Here is a 23,104-nt window from a genome sequence, read left to right as displayed (position 1 = left end):
GTTCCGGGGAACAGGTGCAGCAGCGGGCGCGGCCGCGGCGGGTGACAGCGGCAATGGTCGCAGCACGGGCCGGGGTTTCGGTGGCAACGGTTTCCCTCGTAGCCAACGGCAAGACGGCGGGCCGCGTCTCCGAGGACAACATTTCCCGTGTGCGGGATGCGATCGCCGAGCTGGGCTACGTGGTGGACGGGATCGGCAGCTCGCTGGCCAAAGGCGTCAGCTCCATCGTGATCCTGGTGGCACCGGACATCTCCAACCCGTTCTTCGCCAAGGTGATCGGCGGGGTACGCGAATCCCTGGGACCCCGTTACCAGCTCCTGCTCTCGGTCACGGACTCCGGCGAATTTCCCAAGGCCGACGACGTCCGGAAGCTGATGTCCCTGCGTCCCGCCGGGCTCTTGGTGGACGCGCCGAACGCGGGCTTCCTGGCCGACCTCTCGGTGGCGGGGCCGCTGGTCCTGCTGGACGCGCCCGGCCTGGAATCGGTCGCGCCGGCCGTCAATCTCGACATCGCCCAGGGTGCACGGGAGCTGGCCGCACACCTGGCCGACGCGGGCCACCGGCGCCTTGCCTACCTGGATAGCGTCACCGGCACCGAAACCTTCACCATCCGCCGGGAGGCGTTCCTGGCCGAGGCCGCCGCGCGGGGCATGTCGGTGGACGCGGACCACATGCCCGCCACCACCATCGACGTCGGTGAGGCCGCGGCCGCCTTCGCCGCAGCATGGCCGGACTGGCAGCGCGAGGGGGTGACCGCCGTCGTCTGCGCCACCGATACGCACGCCTATGGGGTGCTGCAGGAAGCACGCGTGGCCGGAGTGGGGATCCCGCAGGAGCTGGCGGTCGCCGGGTTCGACGACCTGCCGTACTCCGCCACCAGCAGCCCGGGCCTGACAAGCGTCCACCTGCCGGCGGCGCTGCTGGGCCTTAAAGCCGGGGAGCAGCTGCGCCGGCTGATGGAGGGCCAGGCTCTGGAGCAGGAGGAACTGACGCTGGAGAGCTCCTTGGTGGTGCGCGGGTCCACGTCTCCTGCCGAAACGTAAGGATTCCCAAAGGCTCCGTGTCGGACCCCGGCCGTAAGCTGGGGTTATGCCGAGTAACTGGGAAAGCCTGGACGCGCCGCTGCGCGAGTCCGTGCAGCACAACGTGGAGATCTACGAGCGCGTCCGGCCTGCCCTGAAGCTTGTCACCCGCGATGTCCTGCTGACCCTGCGGGGCATGCTGAAGGACAGCGAAGTCACGCCGCTGTTCGTCACCGGACGCACCAAGACGGTGGAGTCCTTCAAGGAGAAGATTTCCCGCACCGAGGAACCGCTGGAACCGGGCGGGCGGCGGCTGCTGAAGTTCCCGGACCCGTTCCGCACCCTGAATGACATGGTGGGCATCCGCGTCATCACCAAGCTGCCGGCGGAGAACGCGGCGGTGGCCAACATCATCAAGCGGCAGCGCCAGGTGTTCGATTGCCGCGGCGACCGTGAGAAGGACATCGGCTCCATCGAGTCGGGCACCTACGGCTACTCCAGCCGGCACCTGATCCTGCGGAGCATCCAGAATGAGGCCGTCAAGGAGTACCAGCAGGTTTTCAACCCGGACGTACAGCCCAACGGCAGCTACTTTTTCGAGTGCCAGATCCGCACCATCTTTGCCCATGCGTGGAGCGAGATCGAGCACGACATCCGGTTCAAGGCCGAGGATCCGCGGGCCTGGACACCGCATTTCGACCGCCAGTTCACGGCCACGGCCGCCATGCTGGAGACGGTGGAGACGGCCTTCGCCGACCTGCACGAAAGCTATGAGCAGGTCCGCAGCTACTGGGATATGGAGGGCGAGGGGGCGGCGCCGCTTACGCCCAACCGGATCCGGGACGTCTGGCGCACCCTGCTCCCCCACGTGGACCGCAAGGTGGACGACGACTGGGGCTGGGCCGCGGAACTACTTGCCGCGCACGGGCTCAACCAGACAATGCAGCTGGCCGGGCTGCTGAACGCCAACCGCATCACCGAGGTCCGCAAGGCCCTGGACCACCGGTACTCCCCCGGCCCCGACCGCCTCCTGGATGACCTCCTGCTGTGGCAGTACGGCACCAGTCACGTGGACCTCACTGCAGAAGCGCCCGACGTCGTCCCGCACCCCCGGCGTGACAGCCTCCTGCGGCGGCTGCGGCAAATCGAGCGGTACCGGATGACGAAGAAGTAGGGCCGTTGTTGGAACCCGCGCGGCTGGTCCTGTCCGGCTTCGGTCCGGTGGGGCAAGCGTTTGTAAATGCTGTTCTTGGGCAGGATTCCTCGCTGGAGATTGCCGCCATCCGGGGTCACGGGACGGAGGTTTTCCTTACTCCCGGCTCCGTGGTGCCGGGGCGCTCCTTCTGGGCGCCGGTCCGGCCCATCGAAGAGACGCTGGCGCTTACCCGGGCTGACGTCCTGGTCCAGGCACTGCCTTCCTCTCCTGAAGCCCACTCCCGCGCGTTGCAGGAGGCGATTACTGCCTTGAGGGGCGGCGTGGACGTGGTGACAGCAACGAAGAGCCACATCCTCAGTCATTGGCGGGACCTCGAACGTGCGGCCGGGGAACGCGGGAGCCGCATCCGCATTTCCGGGGCAACGGGCGCGGCACTTCCCACGGCTGACATGGCTCGCGTTGCACTAAGGGGAATGGGCTGCAATGCGGTGCGTGCCTGTCCCAACGGAACCTCCAACTTTGTTCTGGATGAGCTTGCCCGCGGCGTTGGGCTGGAGTCCGCGGTTTTGGCGGCGCAGCGGCGGGGCATTGCCGAAGCAGACCCTTCCGCGGATTTATCCGGGAAGGATGCGGCCACCAAGGTGCGCTTGATCGCTGGGCTCCTGTGGGGCTGGGACGTCTCCCGGATAGCAGTGGAGGCGGAGCCGATCGAGGGCTCCACGTCCGCCAGGGCATTGGCTGCCGCCCAACAGGGACGGCGCCTCCGCGCCGTTGCGGGCGCCTCCCGCGACCGGCCATTGGTGGTTACTGTGCAGTTGGAAGCCGTGGCGCCTGGTGACCCGCTGTTCCCCATCGCCGGCCCGGAAAAGGCGATGGTCTTCAGCTGCCCCGAGGCCGGGGACATAACGGTGCAGGGCGGCCGCTCCAGCCCGAAGGGTGCAGCGATGGCAATGCTGAAGGACGTACTTAACCTCGCCGGGCTGAGCCGGCCCGGATTCCACTAGGAGGAAACCGTTGCAACATTTCGATACGTCCCGGGCCCCTGCCATCGACCAGTTGCTGGCGGAGAGCCGCGCCGGGCTTGAGCGTGTGCACGCCCCGGATCTTGAGTGGGAGATGGCAGCAGGTGCCCTTGTTGTGGACACGCGGCCCGTCGACCAGCGGGAGCGCGACGGTGAGTTGCCGGGAGCGGTGGTCATTGACCGCAACGTTCTCGAGTGGCGGCTCGATCCTTCCAGCCCCCACCGGCTTGAGATTGCGGATGACCCGGATCGGCGGATCGTGGTGGTCTGCAACGAGGGCTACAGTTCCAGCCTCGCTGCACACACCCTGCAACGGCTGGGGCTGGCCCGCGCCACCGACCTCATCGGAGGCTTCCAGGCGTGGGCGGCACTGGGCGCGTATCCCGCTGAGTAGGCAGTTCCGCTGGTTGAATTGCCGGCCGGATGGCATCAGATCCCGGTCAGCTTCCGTCAAGGTTCGCCCCCTACCCTCTTGTTTTGCGGTTCACTTACCGCACGGTTAGCGTGCTACTTCCCGGCCGGATGGCAGGTATGGAGCCGGCTGAAGAAGGAAACCCATGTCTGTGCCGATTTTGTCCACCCGCAATTTGACCAAGACCTATGGACGCGGCCCCGACCGTTTCGACGCCCTGAAAGGCGTGTCCCTGGATATCAACCGTGGGGACTCCGTCGCAATCGTCGGCAAGAGCGGATCCGGTAAGTCCACGCTGATGCACCTGCTGGCACTCCTGGACAGCCCGGGCGGAGGAGAAGTCCACGTTGACGGAACGAACGCCAGGACCTTGAGCGGCCGGAAACTGAACACCTTGCGTAACCAGATGTTCGGCTTCGTCTTCCAGCAGTTTTTCCTCAACCATGCCACGAGCGTGCTGGACAACGTCGTCCTGCCACTGAAGATCGCCGGGACGGGGGCGCGGGAGCGCCGGGTGCGGGGCATGGAAGTCCTCGAACAGCTCGAACTGGCCGATAAGGCCCGCAACAAGGCCGGGAACCTGTCCGGCGGCCAGAAGCAGCGCGTGGTCATCGCGCGCGCCCTGGCGAACAACCCGCAGGTTCTCTTCGCTGACGAACCTACCGGAAATCTCGACACCGCCACGGGCGCCATCGTCGAAGACATCCTGTTCGACCTCAACCAAAACCACGGCATCACCCTCATCACGGTGACGCACGACCACGACCTGGCCGCACGGTTCAACCGCCGCCTCTACATCAAGGACGGGCAGCTCATCACCACTGACGAGGAGCACGCGGCATGAAACCGCTTGAAACCCTGAAGACCGCCATCGCCAACAGCTTCCGCAGCAAGCTCCGCACCACCTTGACCATCCTGGCGATCTTCGTCGGCGCGTTCACCCTCACCATCACCAACGGTCTGGGCACCGGTATTTCCAACTACATCGACAGCCAGATCGCCGCCGTCGGGCCCAGCAACGCTTTCACCGTCACCAAGACTGACGCCGGGGCCAGCCCGGGGTCCGGCCCGCAGAAATACGACCCCAAAACCAGGGTTTTGGCCGCAGGCGGCCGCCCAGGTTCAACACAGGTGGCCCTGAACCAATCCGATCTCGACGCTGTGGCCGCCGTTCCCGGCATCACAGCAGTCTCCCCGGTCACTCGGCTCAGCCCCGCCTACATCCAGTGGGACAACCAGGACAAATACCAGCTCTCGGTCAGTCCGCTGGCAGGCGCCCAGCCGCAGCTGGCCGCCGGCGAAGCATTGGATGATTCCGGCAGCCAGCCCCAGATAATCCTTCCCACCAGTTACATCACACCGCTGGGGTTTACGGGCAGTGACCAGGCCGTGGGCCAGGATGCCACCATCGGGATCCCGGACGCCACAGGTGCAATGCACACCGTCACGGCGCAAATTAAAGGCGTGGAAGACAACGCCCTCCTCGGCTCCGGCGGTGCTTTCGCCAACAAGGCCCTCACCTCCGCCCTTGCGGACGCACAAAACACGGGAGCGCCCGCCGCGACGAAGAACACCTGGACCGCGGCGACCGCCAGCTTTTCACCGACGTCAAAAAAAGAGATCAACGACATGAAATCCCGGCTCAGCGCCGCCGGCTACTCGGCCCAGACGCTCGAGGACCGGATTGGCACTGTTAAGACCGTCATCAATGGCATCATCGGCGTCCTGGACGCCTTCGCGATCATCGCCCTCGTCGCCGCCGGGTTCGGCATCGTGAACACGCTGCTGATGTCGGTGCAGGAACGCACCCGGGAAATCGGTCTGATGAAGGCCATGGGCATGGGCAGCGGCTCTGTATTCGCGCTTTTCAGTACCGAGGCGGCCTTCATCGGCCTGCTCGGCAGCCTCATCGGATCCGCCGCCGCCATCGGCCTGGGCACCGCCATCAGCGGCGCCCTCGCCCGGGGGCCCCTGAGCGACCTCGCCGGACTGCAGATCCTCAGCTTCGCCCCAGCACCCGTCGCCGGGGTCATCCTCCTGGTCATGGTCATCGCCTTTATCGCCGGCACGCTCCCCGCCTGGCGCGCGGCCCGACAAAACCCCATCGATTCGCTCCGCTACGAATAGCCCCGGGCAGCGGGCCATAGCCCGGACTTCAAGCATTAGCGGAAGACAGGGAGGTGTTGGATATGGGGGGACCAGAAGCTCTCGCGTCCTTGGCTGCTGCGAGCGGGCGCCTGACCGGGCCCCACTTCATCGGGCTGAAGCTCGGGGTGGTCCTGCTGGCGCTGGTCTTGATCCTGCGCGTCCGCCGGCGCCTTTTGGTGAGGGTCAGGGGGTTGGGTTGGCGACGCCTGGCGATTGCCTGCGGCGCCGCGTCAACCCTCTTCTACGCCGCCTGGATTCTGTACCTGGGCGGGACGATGCCCTCCGTAACCGTCGCCTACAACTGGAACATGGCCTGGCTGTCCCTGGACGCCTTTGAAGCCCTCTCCGCGCTGCTGACCGCGGTGTTTCTCTTCAGGAACAGCACCCTGGCGGTCCTTACCGCCACGGCCTTTTCCACCAGCCTGTGCATTGACGCCCTCTTCGACGTCACGACAGCCCAGCAGGGTCCACCACTTCTCACCGCGGTCCTGGAAGCAGTCCTCGTTGAACTTCCCTTCGCGGCCCTGTCGGCAGTCCTTGCCGCAAAACTACTCGGCGCGGCTGCACGGGGAAACAATCCGCATCTCGACCAGGACCCCTGACTCGATTCGCCGTTTCCGGTCGGGTCAAGGCTTGGGCGGAACTTCATGAGTTCCGTTCACCATATCGGACGACATCCAGTACAGTGAACACATGACTTCCCGGAAGACCGTGGCCATTGCCGTCCCGCTCGAAGCAGAGTTTGTGGACCGGATCCGAGCCGTTGACCCCTCCATCTCGGTGCTCTACGAGCCGGACCTCCTGCCGCCGGAACGCTACCCGGCAGATCACGCCGGCGACCCAGCCTTCAAACGTAGCGAGGAGCAAGAGGAACGCTACTGGGCCATGCTCAACAGCGCCGAGGTGCTGTACGGCTTCCCCAACGAGAGCCCCGCAGGCCTGGCCCGCGTCGCCAGGGAAAATCCGAAGCTTGAGTGGGTCCACGCCATGGCGGCCGGCGCGGGTGGAGCAGTCAAGGCATCCGGACTCGGCCAGGACATTCTGCAGAAATTCAAAATCACAACCTCCGCAGGAGTGCATGCCCTGCCCCTCGCGGAGTTCGCATTGATGGGGATCCTGAACGGGTTCAAGCGCAGCGCGGAGTTGGCGCAGGATCAGCACGCCAAGGTCTGGCCTGAACTCCGGGTCCCCACCCGGCTGGTCAACGGATCGAAGCTGGTTATCACCGGCCTCGGTGAAATAGGCCTGGAAACTGCCCGGATCGCCCGGGCCCTGGGCATGAAGGTCAGCGGCACCAAACGAAGCGTGGAGCCCATTGACGGTATCGACCAGGTTGTGGACAACGATGGCCTCCCCGCCCTCCTGGCCACGGCAGACGCCGTCGTCAATACCTTGCCCGGCACCGCCTACACGGAAAAACTGTTTAACCATGAGCTGTTCGCCGCCATGAAGCCCGGGGCCACCTTCGTCAACGTGGGCCGCGGAACCGTGGTGGACGAGGACGCCCTGCTGGAGGCACTGGACAACGGCCAGGTGGGCTACGCCTGCCTGGACGTCTTCGCCGTGGAGCCGCTGCCACAGGACAGCCCCCTGTGGAACCACCCCAAAGTCATGGTTTCCCCGCACACCTCGGCCCTCAGCGCCGCCGAGAACCGCCTGATCACCGATCGGTTTTGCAGTAACCTCCGGACGTTCCTCGACGGCGGGGACCTCCCCCACGTCGTGGACACGGTCCACTTCTACTAGGCCGCGAGGAGGGAAACAGTGCGCATCGCCAGGATCACAGCAGCAGCGGGCCCCCAGTATGCAGTGGAACGGGACGGAAGATGGCACCACATCGTCAACCCCTTCGAGGAGCCCTTTCAGTACACCGGCGGCACTACCGCGGACAGCGAGGCCGCATTCCTCGCCCCGGTGGAACCCAAGGTAGTGCTGGGCATCGGCCACAACCGGACGCTGAATGACCACCCCCTGCCCATTCAGGCGTGGCACAAGTCGGTTCACACCGTGGCCGGCCCCGGCGATGCCATCGGCGCGGTCCGGAATCATGGGACGGTCAACGCGGAGGGTGAGCTCGCCGTAGTTATCGGCAGGACCGCAGCAAAGCTGACCGCGGAAAACGCCCTGGAGCACGTCCTCGGCTACACGTGCGTCAACGACGTCACCAACGTGGACCAGAATGCGGTGGACGAGCGGAACTTCCAGGGCAAGTCCGGCGTCAACTACACGCCCCTGGGCCCCTGGATCGAAACCGGACTTGCGGATCCCGAGCAGGTGGCCATCGACGTCTACGTCAACGGGACCGCCAAGGCCACCTCCGGGACGTTCAACCTGCCCTCAACCGTGGTGGACTGCCTCATCTACGTCACCTCGTGGCTGACCCTCGAACCCGGTGACGTGGTGATGACCGGCGCGCCCGCCACTGTGGTTCCCATCGAACCCGGAGACCGGGTGGACATCGTGGTGGAGGGCATCGGCACCCTCAGCAGCGCGGTGGGCTGAAGCAGGCACTGACGGCCGCACGAGCACACTTATGATGGATTGCGTTCAGTTGACTGAACGATCAGCAAAGTCTGCCCCGGCGACCTAAGGAGAATCATGGCCGATTCCCATGCCCCCGCTTCATCCGAAAAGCCGGGAGCGACCTCTCCGGCGCCGGCAGTCACCCGTGCAGCAGCGGTACTGGACGCCCTCGCTGCCTCAGCTACCGGCCGGCTCACGCTGAGCGACCTTTCCCGCGAAGTGGGGATACCAAAGTCCTCCACCTCCAACCTCCTGCTGGCGCTGGAAGAGGCCCGGCTGATCAGCCGGCAGGGCGCGGAGTTCACCCTGGGCCGCAAGCTGGTGGAGCTGGGCGCCGCCTACCTTGGCCGGATGGACGAGGTGCAGGAGTTCTACCGCTACTGCGAGCAGGCCTCCGTCCTTTCCCGCGAAACAGTACGGATCGCCATGCTGGACGGCACCAACGTCATCTACCTGGCGCGCTACGAAGGCCACCCCGCCGTACGGCTCACGTCCAACATCGGCGACAAGATGCCGGTGTCCCTTTGCGCCGTGGGAAAGGCCCTGATCGCGCGGCTGCGCGACCATGACCTGGAGGAGATATTCCCTGACGACGCCGAACTGCCGGTGCTCACCCCCAAGTCCCTGCGCACAGGCAGGGAACTGAAGGCGCAGCTGAAGGAGATCCGCGAGCAAGGCTTTGCCTTCGAGGATGAGGAATCCACCACCGGTGTGGTGTGCCTTGCCGTCTCCGTTCCCACCCGCGGCGCCCACGGCCCCAGCCTGGGCCTGTCCGTGACCGCCCTCAAGGCGACCTACACCCCCGAGCAGGGCTCCCAGATGGTCAAGGAACTGCAGGAACTGGCCCACTCCCTGGGCAACCCGATGGGCTAGGGAACGCGCTGGCCTCGCGCCGTCCCATAAACAAATCGGAAACTGTTGCCAGTTGTTCAGCTTGCTGTATTGTGTTCAGCATAGTGATCGACACAACAGGTGTTGTCGCTATCCCACCAGGCCAACGGGGGCCTGGAGTGCATTAGAGGGAGTTCTCGTGACAACTCGTACTAACTCACCGCAGGCCACCACGGACGGCGCCACCGTCGATCCGGACCAGCTGCGAAGGGCAACACTTGCCAGCTCCGTCGGGTCCGCCCTGGAGTACTACGACTTCTACATCTACGGCCTGGCCTCGGCCCTGATCTTCGGCCCGCTGTTCTTTGCGCCGCTCGGAGACAGCGGAGCGGTCATCGCCTCCTTCGCCACCTACGGCGTTGGGTTCGCCGCCCGGCCCTTCGGGGGCGTGGTGTTCGGCCACATCGGTGACCGTTTCGGCCGCAAGACGGTGCTGATCCTGACCATCGGCCTCATGGGCCTGTCCAGCTGCGCCATCGGCCTCCTGCCCACCTTCGACCAGGCGGGAATGCTGGGAGCGGTGCTCCTGGTGACGCTGCGCATCCTGCAGGGCCTTGGCGCCGGTGCCGAGCAGGCAGGTGCCACCACCCTCATCTCCGAGGTGGCTCCGCGCCGTCGTCGTGGTTTCTTCGCCTCCCTGCCGTTCGTTGGCATCCAGCTGGGCACCCTGCTGGGCGCCGGCACCTTTGCCTTGATGGCCCTGGCAGACAAACAGGTCCTGCAGGGCTGGCTGTGGCGCGTTCCCTTCCTGGCCAGCGTCATCCTGATCGCCATTGCTATCTTCATCAGGTTGCGCCTCAAAGAGACCCCGGTCTTCCAGGAACTGGAGAAGCACAAGGCCGTGGTCAAGAACCCGGTGGGCCAGATCTGGAAGCACTCCAAGAAGAACGTACTGGTCGGCATCGGCCTCCGCATGGGAGAAAACGGCAACTCCTCCATCTACTCCGCACTGCTGGTCTCCTTCATCAGCATGCCGGCCGGCGTCTTCCCCGGCGACAAGTTCATCGGCCCCACCGGCCTGCTGATTGCCGCGGGCTTCGCAGCGGTGCTGGTGGTTGCCTTCGGCGCCCTGTCCGACCGCTACGGCCGGGTTCCCGTATACCGCTACGGCGCGCTTTTCCAGGCCGTCATCGCCCTGCCGGCCTTCTACCTGGTCACGCTCGGCAATGTCGCCCTGGTCTGGGTGGTCATGGTGGTGGGCATCGCCCTTGGCGTGCAGGCCATGCTCGGCCCGCAGTGCGCCCTGCTCCCGGAACTCTTCGGCTCCCAGCACCGCTTCACCGGCGTGGCCCTCAGCCGTGAGCTCTCCGCGGTGCTCGCCGGAGGGTTCGCCCCGATGATCGGCGTCGCACTGCTGGCGGCCACCAACCACTCCTGGCTGGTGCCGGCGCTCTACTCGCTGGTCCTGGCGGGCATCTCCTTCGCCACCACATTCTTCACCCCGGAAACCAACGGCCGCGACTTGGTGGTCGTGGAGGACGCCAGGTAAACAATTGCAACGGCGCCCTGACGAATCCCGCGCCCAAGCGCGCGGGATTCGTCAGGCTGGGCTAATGGGGGCACCGATGGCTGGCGGACCGGACGAGGACTTCCAGCGGGCGTTGCCCGCGTTGGAGGCGCTTGACTCTAACTGGCATATCTAGTGCTATATTCAGTGTTTTCAGGCCCGGGCAGGGGGTTGCCCGCGTACGGCACGTAAGAATGGCCCTTTATTGACACCCACCAGCAAGGACCCGGGACCCGCGCAAGGGAGGGTCCCCCATAGCGACTTCCTCGATTGCCCCACCGGGCTTGTCGAGTACTACTTCGAGGACTGCGTCTTCCGCTGGTCTGACGGGCTGTACCGGATGTACGGGTATGAGCGGGGCGAGGTGGTCCCTTCCATGGAAATGGTCCTGCCGCACGTCGAGCCTGAAGACCGGCCAAGGGTCCAGGCATATTGGGATCACGTCTCCAGGCACGGCGGACCGTCGTCAATCTACGTGTCCATCCGGGACCGCAAGGACCGCCAGCACAAGTTGCTGTACTCAGCGGACTACATCATGGACGGCACCACTCCCATCGGAGTCTGGGGCGTAGTCGTGGACCTCACCACCTCGATTCATACTGACCGGCACCAGCTCGCCACCGAGGCCGTGGCTGCCTCCGCAGTGAACCGCGCGGCCATCGAGCAGGCCAAGGGCATCCTGATGGGGCGCACCGGCATCACCGCAGACGAAGCGTACGGGCTCATGAGCCAGTTGAGCCAGGACACCAACCGCAAGGTGTTCGCGATTGCTCGTGAAATCATCGAGCGTGCCACCACCCGGCCCGGAGAGCACGCTGATGCCGGGGACCAGGAAACCCAGGACCACCCCCTGCTGTAACTGAAGGACCCGGAAGGTGAACTACCCCTTCCGTTCGGCCCGGTAGGCGCTGGGGCTGACCCCGTGCAGCCGGCGGAACTGGCGCGAGAAGTAGAACTGGTCCTGCAGGCCAACTTCCCGGCCCACCTGGGCGATGGACAGGTCAGTGGTGTCCAGAAGGTGCCGGGCCCGGGCCATCTTCAGGGCGGTATGGTGCGCCAGGACTCCACCGCCCGTCGCTTCGCGGAACAGCTTGCTCAGGTGTGACGGCGACACCCCCACCAGAGCGGCGAGTTCCGGCAGCCGGACGGTCCCATCCGCCCGTTCCTCCAGGTAGTTCATGGCCTGCTGGAGCGGCGTCCCTTTCTCCGGCACGCGGCGGTCCACCGCCAGGCTGGCCAGCAGTTTCCACGCCATACCGGCCGTTGCCACCAGCCGCGCCGGGGACTGGTCCTTTTCCAGCGCCGTGATGATCTCATCCAGCATGGCCGTCAGCCGGTCCACGGCCAGCAGTGGAATGATGGGCCGGTCGGTCCGCACTCCGGCCTCAGCCACCAGCTCGGAAACATCGCTTCCGCGCACATGGCACCACCAGATCGTCCATGGGTCGCCCGGCGCGGCACCATAAGCATGCGCCTGGCCGGTTCCGCCGGGAAGCACGACGGCGGTTCCCTTGCCGACGTCGGTCCGCGCACCGGCGGTTTCCACCCACCCGCGTCCGGCGACGCAGAGGATGATGATGGTTTCCTCAGCGCCGACTGGGCGGTAGCGTCCATGGTCCTCGGCGGCCGGGAAGACGCCGGCGTCCGTGACCACCAAGTGCCGGGTGATGGGACGGGCCAGCGCCTCACGGACCAGCGGCCGCGGCACCACCACCAGCCGTTGGTTGGGGAACCCGTGTGCGCGCTCCACCTCCACCCCCTCCGTCACGGAATGTCCATCCTATGACGGAAGCAACGCATCAGGTGCGGGCTTCCCGCCATTCCGTCCAGCAGACCACCTGGACGCTGTCCAGGGCCAGCAGGTCACCGTCCACGGCATCCCTTCGGAGCTGGGCCGGTGCGGGTATTCCCACCTTGGCTGCCTTGGGCAGCGGGAGGATTTGAAGGACGACGTCGGATCCCGCCTGGATGCCCACGTCACTGGTTTCGAGGATCCAGGGGGAGCCGTCCCAGAACCTGTCGGCCACCATCCGGCCGTCGACCAGCAGCCGGGCGACGTCGCCCGCCCAGGCGATTTCCAACTCCGTCATCCCGCCCGCGGCGGCGCGTCCCGCCGTCGGAAGTTCCAGCCGGTACAAGGCCGAGAGTTCCCCGATGGTTTCATCGTCCGGCGCCGCTGCCCGGCCGGCCAGTGAGCCGAAGGAGGCAGGAACAGGCTGCGCGGCACGGACAAGCTCCACAGGCACGGGCCGCCGGGCGCGGTCCACAGCTTCTGGTTCGACAGCCACCTCCTCGAATTCGCCAAGGGCCGGTAAGTAGCGCCGGACCCAAGGCGTCCCCGGCGACCTGCCTGCCAGCCGCCCTTCAGCGTCCACCCAGAGCGGGTCTGCGGACAGCACCAGTTCCCGGCCACGCCCCGGTTCCAGGACCCAGGCCTCATCCGCCAGGGCTGCGGGCAGTACCAGGACGTTGAGGACGCCCTGGCCCAAGGTCGCCGTCAACGCCGCCGGCCTCGAGGAATCCACCGTGTAGGCGCCGCCGCCCAGCGCAGTGGCTGGCCCCTCCAGCACGGTCCCGTCCGGAAAACACACCTTCGGCTCGATCCCTGCCTCGGCAGCCAGGACCAGGGTGGGCCCACCGGCAGCATCGAGCACGGTCAGCGGCGTGGCGGTGGCCCAGGCCAGGCGAACGCCCCCGACCTCAAGATTCACCGGCCACGCCGCCATGGTCCCGGGGGGAATGTCTACGGGGGATGGGGGAAACGTTGTTGCTCCAGCATCGAGGCCCAGCCGGAATTGGGCACCGGAGTATGCCTGAAGGGGAATATGTGGCTGGTGCCAGGTGATGAAGACGAACCCGGAGTGCCCATCCGCGCGCAGCGCCCACCGCAACACCCCGGAATCCTCAACTCCTGACGGCAGCCGCTCCGGCAACGTGGACGGCATTCCTGCCAACCGCTCCCCGAACGCGGCCAGGAACGCATGCTGCCGGCGCAGCAGTCCGAAACCTGGCGTCAGCCTGCCGGAGGCACCGATCGGGGCATGGAAGTCGTAGTCGAACACCGGCAGGTCGTTGGGGTAGCCGGTCGCTTGGGACTCCTGCAGGCCCGCTGCGGGGTTGGTCCCGCCGGCAAACATGTAGTACCCCTGCCATGCCGAGCCGCTGCCAATTTTGTTGTTCGCCACCGCCGCTACATCCCTGCCCGCAGGCCAAGGCCGGCGCTGGTAGGCCGTGGCCATGCCGCCGGTCAGCTCGCAGGTGGCCGGCGGGTAGAGGTCGGAAACAGATCGCGGCGCCGAAACCCCACCGCCGGACAAATGCTCGCGCAAGTCGGCGCCGATGCCAGGATCGTCCCACTGGTGGCTGAAGAAGTAGTGCTGCCGGAAGGTGGGGTCCCAGGGGGCGTCCGCGTACACCCAGAAGCCGTCTCCGTAGCCACCGAAGACCGGCAGCACCTCTTCCAGGGGAAGATCGGCGCCGCCCCACGCCGTAGCTGTCCAGATGGGGGCACTAAGCCCCGCCGAACGGGCCAGCTTCTTCAACTCACTGAAGTGCCCGGGCTGGTCATAGAGTTCGTTTTCCAACTGGATGCCGATGACGTTGCTCTCGGGTCCGGTCAGGCCGTCCAAATGGGCACCAATAAGGCTGAACCAGCGCTCCACCAACGCCAGGTACGCGGGATCGTTGGTGCGGTGTTCCACCTCAGCGGCCTGGACCCAGTCCGGAAAGCCGCCGTTGCGGACCTCCCCATGGGCCCAGGGTCCGATGCGCAGGACCACGTCCAGCCCCACGGACGCGCACAGCCGGACGAAAGCGGCGATGTCCAGGTTCCCGTCAAACCGCGGCTTCCCCTGCAGTGGCTCGTGGTGGACCCAGAAGACGTAGCAGGCCACCACCGTGATCCCGCCGGCCTTCATCAGCCGGAGCCGGTCCTCCCAGCGGTCCCGGGGAAGCCTGCTGAAGTGGATCTCGCCTGACACCGGGATCACCGGCCGGCCGTCACACTCCAGGTAGTGGCTGGTGAGCCGCCACCGGCTGTGCACGTCCTCTGTATTGCTCATCGCCGGCAGCCGCAGCGCGGAGGCAAAAGGCCGGTGGACGGCGGTCAGCAGCTCAAGGGCTGTCTCTGGGGCACGCATTGGCGGGAGTCCTTCAGTTCGCAGGGGCGGTAAGTATCAGGCTGTTGATGCGGCGCTGCCACGCTTCGTCGTTCCACATCGGGTGGTGGGGGGCTGCGTTGGAGGAAGGGACCATTCCCCAAACCCCGTGTTCAAGCGCCGTTCGGATACCGTGCCCGGCCAGGTCCTGCCCCACCGGCCCCTCCTCGAACGTTCCCAGAAGCGGGGTGTACCCGATCCAGCCCTCGCCCACCACGGCGGGAACGTTCTTCCAGCGGGCCCAGGCGGCGATGGCGATAACGCGGGACTCAATCTCCCGGCGCATCACCTCGCGGTAGTGCCCGTAGTGGTTGTAGAGCCACCTATCCCATGCGGCGGGGTCGATCCAGTCGTACCCGTAGAACATTTGGTCCGTGACCACGGTGGCCCGGAATTTCCACGGGGCCAGCCGTCCGTAGTCGGGGAAGGACGGCGCGTCCTTCCGGAGCAGCGCGCGCAGGGCCGGGTTGGGGAAGCCTGCAGTTCCCTCCGAGCGAATGTCGATCTCCCGCTGCAGCGCGTCCAGCACGCCGTAGCTGTACACGTGGAACTGCGCCGCGCCCAGGCCATTAGGGAGCGTGTGCATGGCCAAGTGCGGCGGCTTGCCGTAGCTGGCCGTTATCAACAGGTCGGGATGCAGGCTACGCAGCCGCTGCACCTGCCCACTTCCGCCGTCGGCCAGTGCCGGGAGGATGGAGAAGTCCACCTCGTTGTGCAACTCCACCAGGGCGATGCGGTCCCGGTATCCGGCGGCGGAGACCGCCCGGATCAGCCTGTCCCAGGCGTCGGCCAGGACGCCGTAACGGTCGGCCAGCGGGACGGCATCGATGGCCTCGAACCACTGCGGGGACGCGGCAAACACGGGTGACTGCTGGTACTCCCAGCTGGCCAGGACCACCACCAGGCTGTGCCGTTCGGCGGCGCCGAACAGTTCCAGCAGCCGATGCCGTAAATTCAGCCGGTAACCGCCGGGCGCGTCGTACCAGCGTGTGCCGCGGCCGCAAATTCCGCCGTCGGGTGCCGTTCCCAGCCCTTCAATCTCCAGGTCCTCCGCGAGCGCGTCCAGGCCCAGGTTGCCGAACAACAGCAGCGGCGCGGCGCAGATGCGGATGGCGTTGTAGCCGAGCTCCGCCGCCTTGGCGCAGGCCTTGTCCAGGTCCGCGTAGGGACCGCCGTCCTCGGCCCGGGTGTACCAGGAGAAGTCCCAGAGAGTGATGGCCAGACGGGCGGGAAGGTGCGACGGCGGCGCGCCCGTCAGGCTGCGCACCTCACCTTCCAGGGTCCCGGACCCGAGATACCGCGGTGCTTCCGTCACAGGGAGACCTCTTCCTTGGTTTCCAGGCCCTTGGCCAGCAAGCGGCCTTGCTTTGCCAGTTCGCGAAGCGAGGCAGCCGCCGCGCCACGGGACGCTGCGGTGTCAGTATTGAAAAGCAAAAGCTCCGGCAGTGACGTGGCGAAGTAGTCAGGAGCAGCGGGCGCTGCCTCCAGTTCGGTGGCCCGGTCCTCAAGGCTGCCCCAGATCCGGTCCGCTTCCTGCCGATCACCCAGGCGGGTGCAGGCCACGCCGCGCCAATAGTCGGCAGGCCGAATCTTGCCGACGTCGATGGCCAGCGCATTCCCCTGCCCGCGGGCCGCCGCCCACGCCTCGCGGGCAGCAAACCGGTCACACGCCCGTTCCAGCGCATCGCCCAGCGCCACCAGCCGCTCGGCCATGCTGTCCGCGGGATGCCGCCCTTCGCCCAGGTTGGCTGGCGCCTCCATGCCCCCGCGCAGCAGGGTGATTGCCGCCGTCGGCTCCTGCTCCATCAACTTCCGTGCCTGCTGGACCGCTGCCCGGTCGTACGCGGCGAGCACCTGCCCCTCTCCGCCCTCGAAGGGCTGGAAGGTGCGCGACGCCAACAGGGACAGGGCGTCCTCAGTCCGTCCGACGTCGGTCAGCAGGTTTGCGTACAGGACGGCAAGATCGTCGCGGGCCAGGACGGCAGGGCCGGCCTGCTCGATGTCCGCGATCCGCTGCTCCGCCGGAAGGCTGCGCAGTCCCGCCAGCAGGGCCCGTTCAAAAACGAGCCGGGCGTCCCCCGGGCTCAGCTCCAGGGCACGGGCGAGGTACGTGTCGGCAGCAGCAGGATCTCCCCCGGTATTGACCACAGCCAACGCGGCATTCCGCCACACCACCGGGTTTTCACTGCCGTGGGTGCGGGACTTCTCCAGGTGGGTCAGCGCGTCCTTGGTCCGTCCGGCGTCCAGCAGCCAGCAACCCAGGAGCCCGTGGGCCACGTGGTCGCGGGGATCGGCCTCGAGGGCGCGGAGCAGCGCGTCGTAGTCGTCCAATCCATAAGGAAACGCGTAGGTGGCATCCGCGCGCCGGGCCTTGGCGCGCTCGGCAGCAGCGGCCGCCGGTTCCAGGAGCTCCTCCAGCCAGCCGGCGCACAGGTAATGCCGCAGCGGCCCCGGATTACCGAACGCCGGGTACGCCTCCGACGCTGCTTCAGTTTGGGTCAGTTCCAGGGCGCGCTGCCACTGCCCCGCACGGGCAAGCCAGCACGCCACGGTCAGCGCGGTTTTGGGATCCGCTGTGTTTAGGGTTCCGGCGAGTGCCAGGGCCACGGGGTCCAGCGGGTCGGAGGCCAGGATGTCCTGGAGCAGCTGGTCGCTTTGGTCACGTTCCCCCAGCCACTCCAGCGCCAGGTACCGGAGGTGCCGCGCTTCGGGACTGGTGCTCTCCAGCGACTGTGCGGCGTCGGCGTGCTGCAGTGCCAGGGCTGGATTCTTGCATCGGAGGGCCAGCCGCGCGAGTGCCAGCTGCGCCGGATGTGCCCATGCCCTGTCCCAGGCCGCCTTTCCAAACAGTTCCCCAGCCTCTTCAATAAGGCAAAGGCGTTCCAGGACCAGGCCCAGCCGGTAGCTGGCCTCCCCGCTGGGCGGGTTCAGGTTCCGCCGGGTCAAGCGTGCCAATGCGTTCTCCAGCATTCCCCGCGCCTGCCCGTAGCGGCCTTCCCGGTATCGGGCCGCTCCCAGCGCGATGGACGCCCGGGAGTCAAGCGGGTCCCGGTGGAGCATCTCCTCGAAGTAGGGCAGCGCCGACCGGGTGGGGTGCCGGTTCTGGGCGAGGTGCGTTGCGGTGACAAACAGTTCATCCTGGCTTTCCACGTCCTGCGGCTGCGGCGGCTCGGTGGCCACCCAAGGCTCCGGGGCGTTGTCGGCGGCCTTCCGGGGCGTCCAGGTAATAAGCTCCCGCCCGGCATCGAGGACCTGGAGCGTCAGGTCCACGGCCATGCCCGGCGTCGGCAGCTCGACGGTAGCGGTGAACGGATCGGCCGGGGAGAGGAGGACGTGCCAGGTCCGGACCCTTTCGCCACGGTATTTGAGGACAACTTCGGCGTTGTCCCTGCGGGTGGTACCGCAGACACCAACGGTGACGGTCAGGCCGGAACCGTCCAGGGAAAGCGCGACGGCGGCGTCCAGGTTCGCCTGCTGCACCGGTCCCGTCTGCCGGATGGGGTACCAGTACTGGCTGAAGGTGCGCGTCTCACCCGGGGCGAGGTAGCTGAAGTCTGGCTGGTTGTCCGTGAAGACGCCTGCCATCAGCTCGACGTAAGGACCGTCGTCGTCCGTTAAATGCCCGTCCCAAGCCCGGCCCACGGGGCCGTTACCCCACGTCCACTGCTTCTTGCCCGGCGCGATGGTGCGGTCCGCCCAGTGGACAAACCCGGCCTGGGCGTCATGGTCATAGCCGCCAAAGAAGCTGTCCGCCGTGTCCGTGACCATATAGGAGGTCGGGACGGGGATATTCGCATAGAAATCGAGCCGGTCCGCGCCGGGGTGCCCGCCGCCAGCCACTGCCGGATAGTCCACCCCGTAATAGGGGCGGTCGGCGCGGGGGAAGGACGTGATGGCGCGGCGGGCGTGGTCAGCTACATACCGGACATCGGTGGGAAAGAAGGACTGGTAGTCCTCATGCGCACGGGCAGCCACATTGGCCCACCAGAGGAAGGTCTTCGGCTCATCGGTCCGGTTATGGAGCCGGGCCTCGACCTCCATGAGCGAACTGCCCGGCCTAAGCCGCACGCCATGTGTTCCGCGCATCCGCTGCAGCGGATCCAGGTCGCTGTGCCAGACGGTCACGTCCCCGCTGCCGGAACGTTCGACGGCGGTTTCCACCGGCAGGAAGGTGGCGGGCCGGTGGTGCTGCGGCCAGTTGAACTCCACGCCGCCGGAGATCCACGGCCCGGCCAGGCCCACCAGGCCGGGCTTGATCACCTTGTTCCGGTAGAAGAAGTCGTACCCAGCCGTCTTGTCGTAGCCAACGTGGATCCGGCCCCCGATCTCCGGAAGCAGCAGCAGGCGGACGTACTCATTCTCCAGGTGGATGGCCTGCCACAGCCTGGGCCGCTTCTCCGTCTCGATGCTGTCAATGAACGGCATCGGATACACCTTGCCGCTGGATCCCTGGTAGACGCGGCGGTCCAAAAACAGCGGATACTTGTCCGGCCTGGCGGCTGCGTAAGTGTCGATCGACACCGGTTCACTCCAGCAGGCCACGCCGCCTGCCGCCAGGATGTCCTGCTGGTCAGCGGGGGCGTCGGGCAGGACGATCCTGCTGGGGCCTTTGGATTCTTTGGTCACCCCATAAGGCTATGAAGGGCAGGAAGCGGTTCCCATGGCAGAAACGATCAGCTATATGGACGATCGTGTACACAGACGCCCGGTGCCCTGCGGCCCCGGCAGTTGGACATGTCCCACCCACTGAGACAAGAATTTTCCGTGTGACACTACCGAAACCGGCGCCCGCGGCCAGCATGATTGAACGGGTTTCCGTAATCCTCGAGGTGTTCACCCCCGAAGAACCGGTGCTGACGGGAGGGGAAATCGCGCGCAGGGCGGGTCTTTCCCGGGCCACCACAGCCCGGATACTCGCAGGGCTGGCCAGGCACGATTTCGTCGCCCGGGTACCGTCCGGTTACCAAATTGGCATCCGGTGTTTTGAATTGGGGCAGATGGCGCAGCAGCCCAAGGACCTGCGGCACCTGGCCCTGGCAACAATGTTCGACCTGCGGCGTGCCACCGGGCTGACAGTCCAGTTGGGCGTCCTGGAAGGTAACGACGTGGTCTATATCGAGATTTTGCGCGGCAAGTACCGGGACCTGACCATCCCCTCCCGGGTTGGCGGACGCGTCCCGTCCTATGCGACCGCCGGCGGCAAGGCCCTGCTTGCCCACGCTCCTGACCATCTGGTCGAAGATCTCCTGGAAGGCCAGTTGGAGAAGATTGGTCCAGGCACCATCACCGATCCCCATGAGCTTCGCGCCGAACTGGACCTGGCCCGGCGGGAGGGTATTGCCTACGAGCGGGAAGAATCCCATGCCGGCCTGGCGTGCGCCGCGAGTCCCATTCTGCGCGGTGACGGTACCGCAGTGGCAGCCATCTCCATCACCGCTCCGGCGGGAGTGGTGGAGATGAGGCTGGTTGGTCCTGCTGTCCATGCAGCCACACTGGGATTAAACCGCCAAATGGCCGCAGCGCCCCACTGGGCCAAGCTTTAGTCCGTCTCACTCAGTGAGAGGAAGATTTTGACGACGGCGGCACGCACCAGATGCTTGTCACAGTCCCCGTGATCCGAAGCACCGGGGCGTGAAAGCCAAGCGACAAGGAGTCCCGGTGAAGGCCGCAATCATGAACCACGCAGGTGCGCCGCTTGCAGTCGTCGAGCTTGATCTTCAGGCGCCTGGCCCGGGCGAGGTCCGTGTGCGCGTTGACGCGGCAGGCATCTGCCACAGCGATTACCACTACATGGTCCAGGACCTCGCGTGCCGGACACCAATCGTGCTTGGCCACGAGGGCGCGGGCATCGTCCAGGAAGTCGGGCCCGGGGTCACCCATGTCCAGCCAGGGGACAAAGTCATCCTGACCTGGCGGCCAAGTTGCGGCAGGTGCGAGTACTGCACCAGCGGCTCGCCAGCGCTCTGCCGCCTCGGCGCAGTGCACGCTACGCACAACGAGCTGCTGCGCGGTGGGACGCGGCTGTCATGTGATGGACGGCCCGTCTATCACCTGATGGGGGTGTCCTGCTACGCGGAGGAATGCGTCGTATCCGGCGAATCCGTCATCAAGATCCCGCAGGAGGTTCCCGTCGAGGTCGCAGCCATCATGGGTTGCGCAGTGATCACGGGGATGGGCGTGGTGCTGAACGGAATGGGCGCTCCGGCGGGGGAATCGGTCCTCATCGTTGGAGCCGGCGGGGTAGGGCTTTCGGCGGTCATCGGCGCGGCAGCAGCCGGGGCGTACCCGGTGATCGTTGCCGACATCGACGACGACAAGCTCGCGAAGGCGCGCGAGCTTGGGGCAACCCACACGGTCAACACCCGCGAACACGACCTTGCGGCAAGCGTGCACGAGATCACCGGCGGAGGCGCGCACTGGGCTGTCGAGGCCATCGGCCGGCCGCAGACCATTCGCGAGGCTGTGGTGGCACTTCGCCCCCGCGGCACGGCGTTCGTGGTGGGACTGTCCAACGCCGAAGCCGAAATCAACGTACCGCTGAACCAGGTGGTCCAGCAGGAAAAATCGGTGCGCGGAAGCCTGTACGGCTCTTCCAACCTCTCAGTGCAGATCCCCCAAATGCTGGACATGTACCTGGCAGGCCGTTTGCCGCTCGATGCCCTTATCGGGGAGAAGTTCGGCCTGGACCGGATCAACGAAGCATTCGAATCCCTGACCAACGGGAATATCGGCCGTTCGGTGGTCCTGATGGGCAGCAACCTCGGTTAGAGGGCCAGGCGCGGCCCGTCCGCCACAGCCGGTGCCGAAGACACCACCGGGAGGGCCTCGGTGAAGGCCTCGACGACGGCCATCTGGCCCGTGGAATCGGGGACGCCCGGGTACTGAACATGGGCAGCCTCGACCGGCTCGGCGGCCACCTCCTCCGCACGCATGCGGACCAGCGCCACGGCCGAGATCAGGAACCAGGCCACGTTGGTGACCACAGACGGCCAGGCGCTGTGCAGGGTGCCGTTGATGATGAAGGCCACGGATCCGAAGAGGTTCGCTGTCTGGAAGCCCTTCCCTGCCTTCAGCCAGCCCATGGAGACGGCAAGGTACGCACTAAGAATCGCAACAGCGCCTGCCCATCCGGCGAGTTCCCACAGCAGATTCATGGCGTCCTTTCGAGGGTTCCCGAGCAGTATTCGGGCAGGGTTCAGGAGGGGTAAAACTAGGGTTGGTTTTGCCGGGGCTTGTTCACTCGAGCCCTGATCGGGCGAGGACCTTATGCTGGTCGGCGGCATAATCATATCCCGCGTCCGGACACCGCTTTTACCGGCGAAACGTGATTCTCCCCACGTCTGGACAAGGGCTGCCCGCCGTAGCACGATCGGAGCTGTGACCAGTAGTCCCTCCTCTGACCCGTACCTCCGCGAGCTCACCCAGCTGAGGCGCGTCAAGGACCGGATGGACCGCGAATATGCCCAGCCGCTGGACGTCGAATCGCTGGCGAAGGACGTGCACATGTCGGCAGGCCATTTCAGCCGCCGCTTCAAGCTTGCCTACGGCGAATCGCCCTACAGCTACCTCATGACGCGCCGGATCGAACGGGCCATGGCCCTGCTCCGAAAAGGTGACCTCAGCGTCACCGAGGTCTGCTTCGCCGTCGGCTGTTCCTCGCTGGGCACCTTCAGCACCCGGTTCAGCGAACTGGTGGGCATCCCACCGAGCGTCTATAAGCAGGAAGCGGAAGGTTCGACGGCGGGCATCCCGGCATGCGTCGAGAAGCAGGTGACCAGACCGGTCAGGAATCGAGAAGCGCCCGCCGTTGAGGCGTTACTAGCATGACTGGCATGGACATCAACATTTCCTCAACCTTCCTTCCCGCCACCGATCCCGATGCCTCGCTGGCCTTCTACCGCGACGCCCTCGGCTTCGAAATCCGCAACGACGTGGGCCGGGGCACCATGCGCTGGATCACCGTGGGCCCCGCCGGCCAGAAGGACGTCTCCATCGTCCTGCACCCGCCGGCCGTCGACCCCGGCATCACCGACGACGAACGCCGCACCATCACCGAAATGATGGCCAAGGGCACCTACGCCACCATCGTCCTGTCCTCCCCCGACGTGGACGCCGCGTTCGCCAAGGTGGAAGCGACCGGCGCCGACGTGGTCCAGGAACCCATCGACCAGCCGTACGGCATCCGCGACTGCGCCTTCCGCGATCCTGCCGGGAACACCGTCCGGATCAACCAGCAGTCGTAGGCATATAACCAAAAACGTATAAA

Annotated in this window: 21 protein-coding genes; 16 read left to right on the top strand and 5 right to left on the bottom strand. The window is 66.2% G+C overall.

The features are described from left to right. The first annotated feature begins 53 nt into the window (after nucleotides 1-53). The 12 genes from ACIGJD_RS00610 (at nucleotide 54) to ACIGJD_RS00555 (ending at nucleotide 11,540) form a co-directional block, all read left to right on the top strand. A complete protein-coding gene (locus tag ACIGJD_RS00610; RefSeq protein WP_483689557.1) occupies nucleotides 54-1,043 on the top strand; it encodes a LacI family DNA-binding transcriptional regulator in 990 nt (329 codons plus the stop codon). A gap of 46 nt (nucleotides 1,044-1,089) precedes the next feature. Continuing rightward, the gene (locus ACIGJD_RS00605; RefSeq protein ID WP_483687833.1) at nucleotides 1,090-2,196 is read left to right on the top strand and encodes a GTP pyrophosphokinase; all 1,107 of its coding nucleotides are present in this window, start codon (nucleotides 1,090-1,092) and stop codon (nucleotides 2,194-2,196) included. Between the two features lie 5 nt (nucleotides 2,197-2,201). Continuing rightward, nucleotides 2,202-3,182, top strand: coding sequence for a hypothetical protein (locus ACIGJD_RS00600; protein ID WP_483687832.1), 981 nt, complete (start codon nucleotides 2,202-2,204; stop codon nucleotides 3,180-3,182). A 10-nt stretch (nucleotides 3,183-3,192) separates the two neighbouring features. Beyond that, nucleotides 3,193-3,594: a rhodanese-like domain-containing protein gene (locus tag ACIGJD_RS00595; RefSeq protein WP_483687831.1), complete on the top strand. Its 402-nt coding sequence runs from the start codon at nucleotides 3,193-3,195 to the stop codon at nucleotides 3,592-3,594. A gap of 163 nt (nucleotides 3,595-3,757) precedes the next feature. Next, nucleotides 3,758-4,456, top strand: coding sequence for an ABC transporter ATP-binding protein (locus ACIGJD_RS00590; protein ID WP_483687830.1), 699 nt, complete (start codon nucleotides 3,758-3,760; stop codon nucleotides 4,454-4,456). Continuing rightward, a complete protein-coding gene (locus ACIGJD_RS00585) occupies nucleotides 4,453-5,739 on the top strand; it encodes an ABC transporter permease (RefSeq protein WP_483687829.1) in 1,287 nt (428 codons plus the stop codon). The genes ACIGJD_RS00590 and ACIGJD_RS00585 overlap by 4 nt, the downstream gene beginning before the upstream one ends. 62 nt (nucleotides 5,740-5,801) lie before the next feature. Next, nucleotides 5,802-6,362: a hypothetical protein gene (locus ACIGJD_RS00580; RefSeq protein ID WP_483687828.1), complete on the top strand. Its 561-nt coding sequence runs from the start codon at nucleotides 5,802-5,804 to the stop codon at nucleotides 6,360-6,362. A gap of 91 nt (nucleotides 6,363-6,453) precedes the next feature. Continuing rightward, nucleotides 6,454-7,506 carry a D-2-hydroxyacid dehydrogenase gene (locus ACIGJD_RS00575; RefSeq protein WP_483687827.1) on the top strand — a complete coding sequence of 351 codons (1,053 nt, stop codon included), beginning with the start codon at nucleotides 6,454-6,456 and terminating at the stop codon, nucleotides 7,504-7,506. A gap of 18 nt (nucleotides 7,507-7,524) precedes the next feature. Continuing rightward, nucleotides 7,525-8,262 (top strand): fumarylacetoacetate hydrolase family protein, encoded by a 738-nt coding sequence (locus tag ACIGJD_RS00570; RefSeq protein ID WP_483687826.1) that lies wholly within the window; start codon nucleotides 7,525-7,527, stop codon nucleotides 8,260-8,262. Between the two features lie 96 nt (nucleotides 8,263-8,358). Beyond that, nucleotides 8,359-9,156, top strand: coding sequence for an IclR family transcriptional regulator (locus ACIGJD_RS00565; RefSeq protein WP_483687825.1), 798 nt, complete (start codon nucleotides 8,359-8,361; stop codon nucleotides 9,154-9,156). A gap of 157 nt (nucleotides 9,157-9,313) precedes the next feature. Beyond that, on the top strand, nucleotides 9,314-10,663 hold the full coding sequence (locus tag ACIGJD_RS00560; protein ID WP_483687824.1) for an MFS transporter: 1,350 nt from the start codon (nucleotides 9,314-9,316) through the stop codon (nucleotides 10,661-10,663). Between the two features lie 223 nt (nucleotides 10,664-10,886). Continuing rightward, a complete protein-coding gene (locus tag ACIGJD_RS00555) occupies nucleotides 10,887-11,540 on the top strand; it encodes an ANTAR domain-containing protein (RefSeq protein ID WP_483687823.1) in 654 nt (217 codons plus the stop codon). Between the two features lie 21 nt (nucleotides 11,541-11,561). On the opposite strand, the gene ACIGJD_RS00550 is transcribed toward ACIGJD_RS00555, so the two are convergent. Genes ACIGJD_RS00550 through ACIGJD_RS00535 form a run of 4 tightly spaced genes read right to left on the bottom strand, consistent with a single transcriptional unit; the run spans nucleotide 11,562 to nucleotide 19,464 of the window. Continuing rightward, nucleotides 11,562-12,449 (bottom strand): AraC family transcriptional regulator, encoded by an 888-nt coding sequence (locus ACIGJD_RS00550; RefSeq protein WP_483687822.1) that lies wholly within the window; start codon nucleotides 12,447-12,449, stop codon nucleotides 11,562-11,564. Nucleotides 12,450-12,480: 31 nt separating this feature from the next. Next, a complete protein-coding gene (locus tag ACIGJD_RS00545; RefSeq protein ID WP_483687821.1) occupies nucleotides 12,481-14,820 on the bottom strand; it encodes a beta-galactosidase in 2,340 nt (779 codons plus the stop codon). A 13-nt stretch (nucleotides 14,821-14,833) separates the two neighbouring features. After that, a complete protein-coding gene (locus ACIGJD_RS00540) occupies nucleotides 14,834-16,153 on the bottom strand; it encodes a cellulase-like family protein (RefSeq protein ID WP_483687820.1) in 1,320 nt (439 codons plus the stop codon). Continuing rightward, the gene (locus tag ACIGJD_RS00535) at nucleotides 16,150-19,464 is read right to left on the bottom strand and encodes a DUF5107 domain-containing protein (protein ID WP_483687819.1); all 3,315 of its coding nucleotides are present in this window, start codon (nucleotides 19,462-19,464) and stop codon (nucleotides 16,150-16,152) included. Before ACIGJD_RS00535 ends, ACIGJD_RS00540 begins: the two co-directional genes overlap by 4 nt. 140 nt (nucleotides 19,465-19,604) lie before the next feature. Here ACIGJD_RS00535 and ACIGJD_RS00530 point away from each other — a divergent pair, with 140 nt between their 5' ends. Together ACIGJD_RS00530 and ACIGJD_RS00525 are read left to right on the top strand one after the other, a co-directional pair. Further along, on the top strand, nucleotides 19,605-20,381 hold the full coding sequence (locus tag ACIGJD_RS00530; protein WP_483687818.1) for an IclR family transcriptional regulator: 777 nt from the start codon (nucleotides 19,605-19,607) through the stop codon (nucleotides 20,379-20,381). A gap of 115 nt (nucleotides 20,382-20,496) precedes the next feature. After that, the gene (locus ACIGJD_RS00525) at nucleotides 20,497-21,606 is read left to right on the top strand and encodes a zinc-binding dehydrogenase (protein ID WP_483687817.1); all 1,110 of its coding nucleotides are present in this window, start codon (nucleotides 20,497-20,499) and stop codon (nucleotides 21,604-21,606) included. Here ACIGJD_RS00525 and ACIGJD_RS00520 read toward each other — a convergent pair. Further along, complete coding sequence (locus ACIGJD_RS00520; protein WP_483687816.1) at nucleotides 21,603-21,992, bottom strand: CBU_0592 family membrane protein; 390 nt, start codon at nucleotides 21,990-21,992, stop codon at nucleotides 21,603-21,605. The two genes, ACIGJD_RS00525 and ACIGJD_RS00520, sit on opposite strands and share 4 nt — an antisense overlap. Before the next feature lie 223 nt (nucleotides 21,993-22,215). Here ACIGJD_RS00520 and ACIGJD_RS00515 point away from each other — a divergent pair, with 223 nt between their 5' ends. Then, entirely contained in the window at nucleotides 22,216-22,665 is a 450-nt protein-coding gene (locus ACIGJD_RS00515) for a helix-turn-helix transcriptional regulator (RefSeq protein WP_483687815.1), read from the top strand. Next, nucleotides 22,662-23,081: a VOC family protein gene (locus ACIGJD_RS00510; RefSeq protein ID WP_483687814.1), complete on the top strand. Its 420-nt coding sequence runs from the start codon at nucleotides 22,662-22,664 to the stop codon at nucleotides 23,079-23,081. Before ACIGJD_RS00515 ends, ACIGJD_RS00510 begins: the two co-directional genes overlap by 4 nt. Nucleotides 23,082-23,104 lie beyond the last annotated feature (23 nt).

It is taken from the genome of Arthrobacter sp. E1SS-5, from assembly GCF_057073715.1.
This window is presented reverse-complemented; position numbering and strand designations above follow the sequence as displayed.